Source organism: Stakelama sediminis (assembly GCF_014199335.1).
Lineage (GTDB): Bacteria > Pseudomonadota > Alphaproteobacteria > Sphingomonadales > Sphingomonadaceae > Sphingomonas > Sphingomonas sediminis.
Map to the genome: position 1 here is coordinate 166,718 of NZ_JACIJI010000006.1, position 12,108 is coordinate 178,825.

At 57.3% G+C, this 12,108-nt stretch carries 13 protein-coding genes; 3 read left to right on the forward strand and 10 right to left on the reverse strand.

The genetic code is table 11. From position 1 onward, the window contains the following. Window positions 1-61: 61 nt before the first annotated feature. The 4 genes from FHR23_RS14080 to FHR23_RS14095 are packed head-to-tail and all read right to left on the reverse strand — an operon-like array spanning window position 62 to window position 4,675. A complete protein-coding gene (locus tag FHR23_RS14080) occupies window positions 62-1,498 on the reverse strand; it encodes an efflux transporter outer membrane subunit (RefSeq protein WP_184005250.1) in 1,437 nt (478 codons plus the stop codon). Then, entirely contained in the window at window positions 1,492-2,391 is a 900-nt protein-coding gene (locus tag FHR23_RS14085) for an efflux RND transporter periplasmic adaptor subunit (RefSeq protein ID WP_184005252.1), read from the reverse strand. Before FHR23_RS14085 ends, FHR23_RS14080 begins: the two co-directional genes overlap by 7 nt. A gap of 2 nt (window positions 2,392-2,393) precedes the next feature. Continuing rightward, the gene (locus tag FHR23_RS14090) at window positions 2,394-2,618 is read right to left on the reverse strand and encodes a DUF1656 domain-containing protein (protein WP_184005254.1); all 225 of its coding nucleotides are present in this window, start codon (window positions 2,616-2,618) and stop codon (window positions 2,394-2,396) included. Further along, window positions 2,615-4,675 (reverse strand): FUSC family protein, encoded by a 2,061-nt coding sequence (locus FHR23_RS14095; protein WP_184005256.1) that lies wholly within the window; start codon window positions 4,673-4,675, stop codon window positions 2,615-2,617. The genes FHR23_RS14090 and FHR23_RS14095 overlap by 4 nt, the downstream gene beginning before the upstream one ends. Window positions 4,676-5,772: 1,097 nt before the next feature. Between FHR23_RS14095 and rnk the strand changes: the two genes are divergently transcribed. Further along, entirely contained in the window at window positions 5,773-6,252 is a 480-nt protein-coding gene (rnk, locus tag FHR23_RS14100) for a nucleoside diphosphate kinase regulator (RefSeq protein ID WP_184005258.1), read from the forward strand. After that, the gene (locus tag FHR23_RS14105; protein WP_184005259.1) at window positions 6,233-6,532 is read left to right on the forward strand and encodes an Lrp/AsnC ligand binding domain-containing protein; all 300 of its coding nucleotides are present in this window, start codon (window positions 6,233-6,235) and stop codon (window positions 6,530-6,532) included. Before rnk ends, FHR23_RS14105 begins: the two co-directional genes overlap by 20 nt. 41 nt (window positions 6,533-6,573) lie before the next feature. Here FHR23_RS14105 and FHR23_RS14110 read toward each other — a convergent pair whose 3' ends face one another. The 5 genes from FHR23_RS14110 to FHR23_RS14130 are packed head-to-tail and all read right to left on the reverse strand — an operon-like array spanning window position 6,574 to window position 9,707. Beyond that, window positions 6,574-7,038 carry a hypothetical protein gene (locus FHR23_RS14110; protein ID WP_184005260.1) on the reverse strand — a complete coding sequence of 155 codons (465 nt, stop codon included), beginning with the start codon at window positions 7,036-7,038 and terminating at the stop codon, window positions 6,574-6,576. A 15-nt stretch (window positions 7,039-7,053) separates the two neighbouring features. Beyond that, on the reverse strand, window positions 7,054-8,265 hold the full coding sequence (gene hmpA, locus FHR23_RS14115; protein WP_184005262.1) for an NO-inducible flavohemoprotein: 1,212 nt from the start codon (window positions 8,263-8,265) through the stop codon (window positions 7,054-7,056). 46 nt (window positions 8,266-8,311) lie between these two features. Further along, window positions 8,312-8,587, reverse strand: coding sequence for a TehB family protein (locus FHR23_RS14120; RefSeq protein ID WP_184005264.1), 276 nt, complete (start codon window positions 8,585-8,587; stop codon window positions 8,312-8,314). Between the two features lie 2 nt (window positions 8,588-8,589). Next, window positions 8,590-9,276 (reverse strand): alternative oxidase, encoded by a 687-nt coding sequence (locus FHR23_RS14125; RefSeq protein ID WP_184005266.1) that lies wholly within the window; start codon window positions 9,274-9,276, stop codon window positions 8,590-8,592. 32 nt (window positions 9,277-9,308) lie between these two features. Further along, entirely contained in the window at window positions 9,309-9,707 is a 399-nt protein-coding gene (locus tag FHR23_RS14130) for a globin domain-containing protein (protein WP_184005269.1), read from the reverse strand. A gap of 107 nt (window positions 9,708-9,814) precedes the next feature. On the opposite strand from FHR23_RS14130, the gene FHR23_RS14135 reads away from it, so the two are divergent. Next, window positions 9,815-10,264 (forward strand): Rrf2 family transcriptional regulator, encoded by a 450-nt coding sequence (locus FHR23_RS14135; RefSeq protein ID WP_184005295.1) that lies wholly within the window; start codon window positions 9,815-9,817, stop codon window positions 10,262-10,264. A 359-nt stretch (window positions 10,265-10,623) separates the two neighbouring features. Here FHR23_RS14135 and FHR23_RS14140 read toward each other — a convergent pair whose 3' ends face one another. Further along, window positions 10,624-12,042, reverse strand: coding sequence for a type IV secretion system DNA-binding domain-containing protein (locus FHR23_RS14140; protein WP_184005271.1), 1,419 nt, complete (start codon window positions 12,040-12,042; stop codon window positions 10,624-10,626). Between the last annotated feature and the right edge of the window lie 66 nt (window positions 12,043-12,108).

Sequence of the window (12,108 nt, forward strand, 5' to 3'; positions counted from 1 at the left end):
AGATTATACGGATTATTACGTGGCGTAGCCTCCCCGAGCCGGGACTGTCTCAACCGCGCTGCTATCGCGCGCCTGAATGATGCGCTCCATTTTCATTCCACCCGCCACCCAGCGCAAGAAACAAAGTAATCTGGTCATCGTTGATCGCGCGTCGATTCTCTGCGGCGGTCCATTCTGCCTTCAGCAGATCTTCTTCAGCTTGCAGAGCTTCGAACTCTGACACTTTGCCGCCACGGCGTAATTGCGCCATTCTGCTGGCTACGCGCTCTGCTGCTTCGCGGGCGTTCTCGAGGGACTCTTGCTGGACAAGCCCTGCCGCATAGGAATTGAGCGATATCTCCACTTCCTTGAGCGCATTGAGGACCGCGCCATCGAATTGTGCGAGGTCGGCGCTCTCCTGGGCATTCGCAGCGGTGATGCGGGCGTGAGCCGCATGGCGGTTGAGCGTCCAACTGATCAGAGGGCCAAGACCGAACCGGTTTGTAAGCGGAGAAAGAAGATCTGAAACCGCGCCCGTCGAGCCTGCCGATGCCCCAAGCCTGATGTCCGGATAGAGTGCTGCCGTCTCAACGCCGATGCGCGCGCTCGACGCCGCCAGCTTTCGCTCTGCCATGCGAATGTCGGGCCGGCGCTTGAGAAGGGCTTTGCCATCTCCGACAGGCATTGGCTGCGAAAGCGAAAGCGGGTGATGGCACGCCAATAATGTAGCATCGGCTTCATCGGGTGTACGCCCTTCCAGCGCCGTAATCCGGAACAGAGCATTCCTTTGACGGGCCGCGAGCCGCGGCAAGCGCGCTTTGCTCGCCTCGAGCGGCCCTCTCCTGCGATCCAGTTCAAATGGCGCTGCACGACCATGATTGATCATGATCTGCGTGAGATGGAGTCCCTTCTCCTGTAACGAGATTGCCTGCTGCAACACGTCGAGCTCGTACCCGCTATTGCAGAGGTCAGCATAGGCCCTGGCCGTCTCGGCCGCAACATTGACCCGTACGAGATCGCGTGCCGCCATGGTGGCTTCGCTATCTGCGCTGGCCGCTTCGATACCGCGCTTGAGGCCACCGAATAAATCGAGATCGTAGCTCACGGAAATGCCCGCGTTATAGATCGGGCGCGCTGGCGGCTGCACATGCTGGAGTTCGGCCTCCGCTGACCTTTGCGCATAGCTGGTCGTGGCATCAAGACTCCCCTGCCCTTCCCTGCTCGCACCGCGTGCGTCGAGCAACGCAAGGCTTCGCTTCAGATTGGCGTCTGCGATCCGCAGATCCGTGTTGGCGGCAAGGGTTTGGTCGATCAAACGATCGAGCACCGGATCGTCGTAGAGCTGCCACCATCGATCGGGCAGCGGCGCGGCCTTGGTGACGTCTTTGCCAGACATGAACGCTTCCTGCGCGCCTGGCGAATTGACCATGGCGTGTTCGGGGACATGGTAATTCGGACCAACTGCGGTGCAGCCGGATAGCATCAGTATCGAGGTAACAATGATCCTGCGCTTTACCATGGCAGGCTCCTGTGGACGCTGCGGCCATCGTTGCGTGGATGAACGATGACGGTGGCGGTTTGCCCCGGGATCATGCGGACGTTAGGCGGGATCTTGTCGATCGAGATTCGCACTGGAATACGCTGTGCAAGCCGCACCCAGGTGAACGACGGATTCACGTTCGCCAACTGGCCATCGGCTCCGACGCGCTCACGATCTTCCACGCCTCCGGCGATGCTCTGGACATGGCCTTCAATCTCGTCTGCTACTCCCATCAGATAGATGCTGGCGGGATCCCCCACACGGATTGCCGGCAACTTGGTTTCCTCGAAATAGCCCTCAACGCGCATGGATCGGTCGTAGACAAGCGCGAGTGCCGGCTTGCCGGCATTCAGATAGACACCGGGCTGAAGGGACATGTTGGATACGGTCCCTGCGACAGGTGCCCGCACGAGAGTGCGCTCGAGATTGAATTTGGCTAGTTTCCTCGCCGCCTGGGCCTGCCCAATTCCCGCACGCAATTCTTCAACGCGAGCCCTGCCCTGTTCGATCGCCTCAGGTGCGAGCACGTCTCGCATGGCCTGATTGCGTCTGTTTTCGCGCACCGCTTGTGCGAGCGCGGCCTGCTGGCTGGCGAGCGTTGCCGAGGCCTGCTCAAGGGCGAGTTGATAGCGCGGCCGATCGATGATGAAGAGAACATCTCCCTTCTTGACGGTTTGGTTGTCGGCAACCCGAACATCCGTAACGAGACCGCTGACATCGGCGGCGACCGGAACCATGTCCGCGCGAACCTTTCCATCCCGGGTGACGGGGTCGATCTGATAGCGCAGCCAGAGAGCGTAGATACCTGCGAGAATGACCAAGATGACGAGCAAGGTTGCGAGTGAGCGGACAATATTTTGACGATGAAACATGATCAGGGAGCCAGGAACGAAGTGAGGAATGCGTCGCCCAGAGCGCTGAGCGCCCACCACAAGACGACGAATAGGGCGAATTCCAAAAGGCTGGGGTGCCAGAGAAGCCGGTAGAGCGGCAGCCGCTGTAACGGCATGCGTATGAGATAGACGAGCATCACAGCAAGGACGGCCCAGACGAGCGCCGCAGGCATGTAGACGCCAAGAATGTGAATTTCCTCGATCACGTCCGCACCGCGCGAAGTTCCGCCGGGGCCTCGGGGAAAAGATTGCAGCGCATGCCTACGAGGGCACGGAGCGCCGTCTGGCGGGCCTCATTTGACGGAAGAACAACCAAGGCGTGCAGAGCAGCATCCATATGATCAAGCAGTTCTGGGCCTGGCATCACCACGTGGCCCTGCCGCCATCGCTCCATGTAGATCTCGCTGACACCTGCTAGAACATCTGCAAGGCGATGACGTGTCTCGTAGGGCACGTGGGACAAAGCTTGCCTAAGCGGAATGATGTTACGCCCAATGCGAAGGTCCGCGAGCCCGTCTGCTGCATGCAGGCTGTCGCCGGGTGATGCGATGGCCATACGCGCTGCAACCTGTCCCAATCGATCCGTCGCAGACGCAGTCCAATGTGCGGGCCTGAAGGGGCGCCTGATGTTAGCCAACTGCGCGACTTCGGCCCAGTTCGCCCGCAAGATTCTGCGGGCGGTCCAGCGGACGTTTGTCGACCGAAAGAGCTTGGTGACAGCCAACGTCGTTACGATCCCGCCGACTTGTGCGAGCCCCGTATTGATGAACAGCGCAAAATCGGCCTGAAACCGTGCCAGGAAACCCATGGCCACGATGAAACAGGAAAACATCGGCAGGGCCTCCGGCGAGCGCTTGGGATCTGCCTGAATGTAACCCATCCAGAGCAACGCCGGTGTCAGCGTGATGATGAGCATTTCATACCCATCGACTCTGGGCAGGATCACGAAGAGATAGAGGGCCGCCAGGGGGAACGTCTTGAGCGTCGCGAGCAGATAACGGCCGATGATAGGCGCGGGATCATCCTGCGCGGCAAATGAGCAGGTAATCAACGCCGCAAAGGCAGCAGTCGCCGAGCCATTGGGCCAGGCAAGGAGAATCCAGACGGCACAATAGAGCATGATGGCCGCAGCAGTGGCGAACCCCGCCATCGCCGCAACGCCGTGATCGCGGGCAAGCGCAAATGGTTCGATCGATTGCGATTTAAGATTGGGCCGCCCCGGTGTACCTATCCGGTCGGTGAGGCGACGACTTGCTATCAGCGCATCAAGAAATTCCGCCATACGGATGCAGGCGCTCGCCGCCAGCAAATCGGCCCAGGTGTGTTTCCTCTCTGCTTCAATCGCCAGCCTGGTGCAGCGCCGGATCAATGTCGTTCCGGATTCGATGCTCGCGTCATCGCGCGTCAGCCAGTCCGAAATGTCTGTGTGAAGCTCAGCCAAGTCCGGGGTTAATTCGAAATTGGCGCGGAGAAGATCGAGGCGGTTGGCGGCGGCCGAGGCTAAAGGGAGGACGCTGGCCAGGTATTGCTGAAGGGCCGTTACCCGCTGCCTGGTAGTTGGCGCCCAACGCTGGTCGAAAGGCAGATGGATAGCGATCATGCCGAGTTCAGTCACATCCGCGGCCAGCAACCTGCGATGTTCATCCTCCAACTTCGTGTGGGTGCTGGACAGTGCTTCAGCCGCCCAGCGACGGGCATGGCCGAGAAATGAGCGTGCCCGTGAGCGGATGAATGGGGTCGCGCTCCAGGGCTGCAAAAAGCCGTGGACGGCGGTCACGCATAGAATGGCAACGACCATCTCCTGCACACGCGAGATTGTCGTCTCGAAGATGTTGGTGGGATTATCGAGATAGGGAAAGCTGATGACGGCCGAACTGAAGGCGGCCATCTGGAAGAGGAACGCGCGCGGCGTGCGATCGAGAACGGCGAGATAGATGCAAAAGCCGGTCCATGCCGCCATGCACAAGACCAGCAATTCCGGCGAATTTTGTAAGTTGGGGACGAGCAAGAGCGTCATGAACGCGCCTGTTGCAATGCCTCCAAGGCGGTAAAGCACCTTAGGCCGGAAAGCACCCGCCATCGGCTGCGCGGTGACATAAACGGTGAGGATGGCCCACCAGGGCCGAGGTAGGCTTGCCGACATGACAATCGCAAGGGTCATGGCCCCCGCGATCAGACTGCTCAGGGAGAAGAGGAGCTTTTGCGGATCGATATGGAGCGAGGGAATTTCGAGCCGGGTCGGCCCTGCAAGCGCAATCGTCATCTCGTGCAACCGTGACAGAGTGGGGTATCGTCACGATCGGCGCGACCGCTTTCATGATCTCCCATGGAACATCACAGCGCGCCTAATGCGCTATGCGCCTTCTCCAAAGCGCAAAATATTGTTGTTTATGTGCAGGAACATTGCGCTGAAAAAGTGTGCCACACCAGCTATTTGGAATGTCATGCGCGGGTCAAGATTACCTTTAGGAGGCAAAAGAATTAACGCTAATCGTATCGATCTCCTTGAACGGGATGATTGTCGATGATTTGTGTTCTATCCTGTCCACGACCCGACAGGAGGAAGGCTGCCACCGGCACTAACAAGAAGACCAACAGCATCAGTTGTTCCTCTGCCATGATCCGATGTTGGTGCAGGCAGTAAAGGCCACCCGCTGCAGCCGCCATGATAACCGTCCAAAGCGCGCGATGCCACGTGAAGCTGGCACCTGCAGGGGGTCTGGTCGATTGCTGCCCTTCCATGGGCATCCTCTCCTGTCCGGGTCAGCCGTCGTCCGGACGCATTATCATGGCGGCTTGCCTCAAAGGCTGAAGCGATTGTGTGATTCACGCAAATGAATGTTTTTGGGGGATGAGAGCAAAAAGGAGATCAACAAAAGTGTTGCACTCCAAGGCATTTGTTATGCTTCTCTAATCTCGCTGAACCGCCCGCGCGCAGAAAAATGCTCAGTTCCATGACGGAACTGGGCAAGTATCGGGCCTGGTTCTGTCAGAGCCCTTGGGGTCGCGGATAAGTCTATAGCGCAATGCTTCTTGAGCATGAGAAAATTACGTACATGACAGCGGCGACCGAAGCGACGAAACTGCGCTGGATGATAGGGCCATTTAGATCGACCGCTTCTTGATAGAATCTCGTGCGGTTTGGGTCGGGTGCGGCATTTGACCTCGAAGGCAGATTGCGGCAATGTCCGCTTATGCAAGGACGCTTATCCTTTTTCCGGTTTTGCCGACACGGAGGGCAACTTCTCGCGGGCATTTAGCCCCGGGTTCCGGCGCATGATGCCTCGAACTCGGGGCTACGTATGATGAGCGGCGCCTGAAGGGGCGCGTTTCTTCACCGTTTACCGGAAAACCTGCGCCATGACCAAGCTCACGTCGGCCGAACGGCCGCCAATTTACATGATTGATACCGAGGCTGACGCATTGTCAGAATTGGCGATTTCGGCGGAAAATCGCTTGCCTCAAGTAAGCGAACTGCTGCTCGAAGAAATATCTCGAGCAATAATTTTCGATGCCGATAGTATCCCGGACGACGTCGTCACCATGTTGGCCATTGTACAGTTTCGGGATGAAGCGACTGGCGCATCCCGTTCGGCGCAATTGGTTTATCCATGCGATGCCGACATCTCTCAAGATCGTATTTCGATTCTTACTCCCGTAGGTTCCGGGCTCATCGGCCTCCAAAGAGGACAATCGATACTCTGGCCGGACAGGGATGGTCGCAAACGGTTCCTCACGGTTGTTAGCGTCATGCGTCCGTCGCCCTCAAGCGTCGACCCGGTTGGGGAGAACCTCGTCGATAGCCAAGAAGGCGCGCAACGTGCGCAAACCAGAGGCTGACGGACGCGGCAGTGTAGACGTGTTCGTGCAAATCATACTCGACCGGACGCGGATGGACTGCGTTCGCCGTTTTGAAGAGGCCGTCCTACGACGCAACGACGTACTAGAATGCTTATTGCTGTCGAGTGATATGAACTATTGGCTGCGTCTACGTTTGGCCTGCCTGACAGACTTCGAAACCATTCGTGCAGACCTTCTTGCTGATTTACCGGGCGTACAGGATATGATGGCGAGCTTTGTGATCTGCGATGTTCTGCGTCGGCGAGACACGCCGACATGAGGGGCCCGCGACGTTCGCCTGACATGGTCTCCTGCGCGCCGTCAGAATAGCCCATGGCTCCCCGCGACCGCGCCAAACACCGTGAATAACGACAAAACGAGAAGTGCGCGGTGCATCCATTCCATGCGCACGAACGTCGGAGCAGAATTTCCGGATTTCGTCCGGCGCCGATGGAGGAACAAGGGTCCGATCACAAACAACATCGCTGCGAAGATGACCCAGATGGCGACCATCGCATGCATCCACCAGAAATGCGGGTCGGTGAATCGACCCCACATCTGCCATCGATACACCATCCAGAATCCACTCGCTCCTGCAAGCAGCACCCAGATTCTCGCCTGCGGGGCAAAACGGCCCTCCAAACGATGAAATGCCTCGAGACGCTTCTCAGGCAAATTCTCGGCGCGAATGGACGGCATCACCACCAGAGTTACGAAAGCCACGCCTCCAATCCAAAGCAGGACGGCAAGGACATGGAGCGCGCGAACGATGGTGACGTCGTCCATAGTAACGCCCCCCCCTCAGGCTGCGAGCAACTCGTCGGCCGGACCGAAGAACTCGTAGTGGATCCGATCGGATGGAACACCTACGAGCGAAAGGCTTGAAACGGCGTGGCGAAGGAACGGTCGCGGGCCACAGATGTAATATTCGGCCGCGCCCACCGGCGTGTTGGTCACAAGCCACTCATCGGTGATGATGCCGCCTTCGTCATAATCCAGGCCTTTCACCTCGTCAGGGAGGGGCTTTTGATGAAAGTCGACAACCTGAACCGCCTTCGCACGCCCCGCCAAAACACGGATGTGTCCGCGCATGGCGTGGGTTTCGCGATCGTGTGTGCCGTGAATGTACTGCACAGCAACACCCGTATCGTTTTCCACAAGCGCCTCGAGCATTGCGACCATTGGCGTCAGCCCGACGCCGCCAGACAACAGTACGATCGGACGATCGTGATGGCCGCCCAGGAAGAATTCCCCTGCAGGTGCAGCCACTTTGAGGATCGTCCCTTCCCCGGCCTCGTCATGCAGCCAACCTGATGCCAGTCCATGAGACTCGCGCTTTACGGAAATGCGATAGGATTCCCCATTGGTGGCGGACGATATGGAATAATTGCGCTTTACCGGCGGATGACCCGGTATCTCGAACCAGAACGTGAGATACTGGCCAGGCTTGTGCGGCATCACCGGTCCGCCATCGACCGGACGCAGGACATAGGAATTGATGACGCTGCTTTCTTCCACGACCTCGTCGACACGAAAATCGCGCCATCCGTTCCAACCCCCGGTCGTATCCTTCTGCTCAGTGTATATCCGCTCCTCACGTGCGATCAGGATATTGGCGAGGAACCAGTAGGCCTCTTCCCATGCCCCGAGAACCTGCTCAGTCGCTGCGTCTCCCAGAACCGCCTTGATCGCACCGAGCAGAGCTTCAGCGACATGCGGATAATGTTCTGGCAGGATTTGCAGGCCGACATGCTTCTGGGCAATTCGCTCGACCGCCGGCGCCAAGGCTCCGAGATTTTCGATGTTGCTTGCATAGGCGAGGATCGCCCCTGTTAGCGCCTTGGGTTGTGACCCGGCATCGCCATGATGTGACTGGTTGAAAAGATCACGAATCTCCGGGTTCTGGAACATCCGCGAGTACATCTCATGGACGATCTCCAGGCCATGAGCTTCCAGTGCGGGAACCGTCGCCTTGACGAGCGCAATGGTCTGATCGCTGAGCGGCTGCGACATTAATATCTCCTCCAAATGTATGAAATTACGTCGATATTTTAATTCATCACAAGGTTGGCGCCTGATCGTAGAAGTCGATCTGCATCCTCATCGGACCCAGCGGCGTCACGAAGTGCGGCTGTTGCGGCAAGATGAGGCCAGGCTGATCCACCGTGAGGATGATTTCCGAGAGCGGATCGAGATAGGTCAGCCTCAGTTCGCCCTCGATGATCCGAATCAGCCCCCACACACCCGCTTTCGTGTCGTGCCGCGCACGAAGGGCGGACGGGAGCGTGTCCTGATCGAAGATCGGTGTAGAGCGATATGGACGAATGCCAGCCATTGTCAGGCTGCCGCTCGCAAGTCGTCGGCATGGTCTGGATAGGGCGCGGTCTCGCCAGCAGGCTCCACCCCTGCAAGTTCGCAGGCAAAGCTATGATTGACGTCACGATGGTGTGCTTCATCCGCACGAACCACGAGGACTACGTCCCGCAACGTTGCGTCGTCTGGGAGCTTCCAATAATTTCTTGCGATGACAGGTGCCGGCAGGTTTGGGCTGCGCCCCTCGTCGATCTCCTTCAGATAGAGCGTGTAGCTGATGACCGCTTCTTCCTCGAAATATCCGACAATGCGATGCGCGATCCTCGCACTAACCAGGTAAAGGCCGAAAAACGCGACATAAAAGACCCACTGCACGGCGAGGATAACAAGGCGCTCAAATAAGGTCGGCCGCGCCACCTCGATGAAGGTCATCAGGTGCATGCGTTCATTTTCCGCCTCCTCCATGAGGGTGCGGATCCAACCCTTGTCATCGCACATGCGACGCAGGCACTTGAGATGATTGATGGTTGCTCCCACCATGCCCGGTACGGCGGCCACGGTTTCCAGCACGATGGCACGATGGCCGTATCGCTTGGCGAAGAAGGTATCCGCACAAAAGCGGAGGGTCTTCGTGAACCCCAGTGCGATCCTGTCACGCATGTCACGCGGTGCGTGGTGTACGGTAAGGTCGACAAGCGGGATCTCGGTCATGTGTGAGCACTCCTTGGGAAGTGGTCCGTCGCTCAGGCGGGCCGGGGTTCGGTTGGACGATCCAACCGGAAGAACATGGCTAGTTGCAGACTTTCCGCGATGCGCGCCGCCTTCGCCTGAAGGGCAACAGCGGCATCGGGCTCCATCACCTCTTCTGTGGTTTGCTTCCACAGATCGAGCCAACGATCGAATAACGCCGGCGTGATCTTGTTTTTGTGCTTCAGATGCGCCGGAACAGGCTGACCTTTGTAGCGGCCACTGGTGAGCATCACTGATGACCAGAACGCAGTCAGTTTCTCAAGATGCTCGGGCCAATCCTGGATAGCGGGGTTGAAGATCGGTCCCAGATCAGCATCCGCGCGCACCCGAGAGTAAAATGCATCAACGAGCCGTTCGAGGCTGGCTTCATCGATTTTTGCGGTACAGCTCACGACTCGCTCCAATCATGCATTAAAAATGCATCTATATCTGCGATTTGTAAGATGCAACAAAAATGCATATATTCTCGCAGCAGCAATCGCTGATTGTGGAGAACCCATTGAAGCTGACCAGATTCACTGATTATGCGATGCGAACCTTGATGCACCTTGCTGCGCATCAGGACCGGCTTTGCTCAATCGCTGAGGTGGCGCAGACCTACGGGATTTCGCAGAACCACCTTATGAAGGTGGTCAACGATCTTGTCCGTGCGGGGTATATCGAGGGCATCCGTGGTCGGAGTGGAGGAATAAGGCTGGGCAAACCCGCGTCGGAAATCAATCTAGGGATATTGGTACGCCATACCGAGGGGGGATTTGAACTTGCAGATTGTGGAAATTGCGTGATTTCACCACGTTGCCGCCTAACCGGCATTCTAAAGGAAGCGCTAAGCGCATTCCTGACCGTTCTTGATCAATATACACTCGCCGATCTGACGGTTCGCCCACGTGATTTTGAGGAGATATTTGGGCTTCCTCAAATCACGAGGCGATCAGGGGACTGCACCTAGGCAGGAATAATTTGACGTGAAACTGGCATGGGCATGGTGCCTAAGACGTTCATCGTGACTTTCGATGCATATTGAGCGTCATTTCCGACCCATTGATTCTGCGAAATATTTTCATAGTTTAATTATTATGAATTAAAATTTATCATATCTTCGCCATAACTCACGCAATAATGCCTTTTACTTTCAAAAAATCATGTAACTTTATTTGATCAAAACAATACTAATCTTTAAAATTATACAACAATTTCAGTGTAACAAATCGACGTCACCCCATATAAGTTAGAAGTATTATACTTTCTACAGAAACATCGTAATTAAAAGGGCGCAATTACTGTGCTGTATTTGCAACAGGACCTACCTCATGAGTCGACGCCCTGGGCAATTTCGGGGCGGCCCTCGTAAGCAAATCGCACTCGATGCCAATGCGGTTTAGTCGCGCGCTTCACAAAGCCTTCTCGATTGCGCATTTGGGAAATCTCACTGGCCAGCGTTACATCCTCAACCAGACGCCGTGTCTGCATCGACATTGACCGCGTAGTGAACCTGCCTTGCGATCGCGATCGGCTAAGGTCATCGCGCTCGACTTCCCGACCGCCGATAAGTTTAGAAGCGAGCTTGGCCGTGCCGCCGTCCTCGCTGGCTCCGCAGCGCAGGATGAGCATGTTACCGCAATTTTCGACTATCGTCTGCGCACCCTCGCCATAGACTTGCTTGACTTGGGAGAACGATTGGAACCCGATCGCTACACAGCCACCGAATTTTCTGAGTCGGGCTTGGGCGTCCTTCAGTCCTTCGATCCGTCCCAGCGCATCCAACTCATCGACATGGAACCAAATCCTGCGATCACGTGACGGCTCAAGCGAAAGGGTTTCCAGAATCGAGATATTCATCCAACAGGAAATCAGCCCTTTGAGAGCCGCTACCTGATTGGCGGCGTAGGGCATCCACATCGAGCCTGTGCCGGCTCGGATCCACTTCCTGATCGCGAAAGGTTCGCCTTCGATCGCGGTGATGAGGCGCAAGTGTCCGATTGCGGGCGCCAAGGTGCCGAGAATGCTGGCGAGCATCCGTTCGCCGCCTTCCTCGAAATAGCGCGACGCAGGCGTGCCGGCGCACAACTGCTTCAATTCTGTGAGTTTTGCACTGGCGAGCATTTCGGCGAAATCCCGGGAGTTCCCGAGTTGCAGCGTGACGAAGTTCTCCATCGCTCCGGCGAGGAGTTGCTGCGCGTAGCTGATCCATTGGTCGTGGTCGCCTTGACCCAGATGCGGAAGGAGCGACTGGGCGATAAAAGCATAGTCGCTTGGTCTCTCGATTTCGCCGAGCAAATCCCAACGAGCGCAGCGCCGGTCGAACGGATTGAGAATGATGTCACCCTGCGCATAGAAGGCGGATATTGATGCGCCGTCCGGATCGGCCACGATATGCCGGTCACCTCGCCGAAGCGCATCGGCCATCAGGCCTCGAAGCGCGGTCGATTTGCCTGACCCGGTCGCACCAATCGCGGCAACGTGCATGGTCTCGTCTTCCCGGCTGAGTGGCACACCGGCGAGCGTGACGCCACCCGTCATTCGTGCCCAGAGCCGCCCGCCGCGCCCGCCGTTGAAGGGGCGGACACGGGTGCCGCGCAGATACCGGATCTTGCGTGGCATGGCGGCAAGCCGCGCGGCGATCGCGCCACCAAGAAACGCAAAGGTCGCCGGCATCATCACCGCCAGCGGCCAGCTATCGGTGCGAAAATTGCCATAGTGGACTTGTACCGGTTTTGTGCCGGTCACCTATCTCATTATGCCACCTTGGCTTCAAACGCGAGTGGGCTAATGCCCCCCAGATATGAATGGCGG

Excerpts from the sequence above, each read along its gene's own strand:
- FHR23_RS14110 (WP_184005260.1), bottom strand. The coding sequence starts at position 7,038 with ATGGACGACGTCACCATCGTTCGCGCGCTCCATGTCCTTGCCGTCCTG.
- FHR23_RS14085 (WP_184005252.1), bottom strand. The coding sequence starts at position 2,391 with ATGTTTCATCGTCAAAATATTGTCCGCTCACTCGCAACCTTGCTCGTC.
- FHR23_RS14095 (WP_184005256.1), bottom strand. The coding sequence starts at position 4,675 with ATGACGATTGCGCTTGCAGGGCCGACCCGGCTCGAAATTCCCTCGCTC.
- FHR23_RS14080 (WP_184005250.1), bottom strand. The coding sequence starts at position 1,498 with ATGGTAAAGCGCAGGATCATTGTTACCTCGATACTGATGCTATCCGGC.
- FHR23_RS14125 (WP_184005266.1), bottom strand. The coding sequence starts at position 9,276 with ATGACCGAGATCCCGCTTGTCGACCTTACCGTACACCACGCACCGCGT.
- hmpA (WP_184005262.1), bottom strand. The coding sequence starts at position 8,265 with ATGTCGCAGCCGCTCAGCGATCAGACCATTGCGCTCGTCAAGGCGACG.
- FHR23_RS14120 (WP_184005264.1), bottom strand. The coding sequence starts at position 8,587 with ATGGCTGGCATTCGTCCATATCGCTCTACACCGATCTTCGATCAGGAC.
- rnk (WP_184005258.1), top strand. The coding sequence starts at position 5,773 with ATGACCAAGCTCACGTCGGCCGAACGGCCGCCAATTTACATGATTGAT.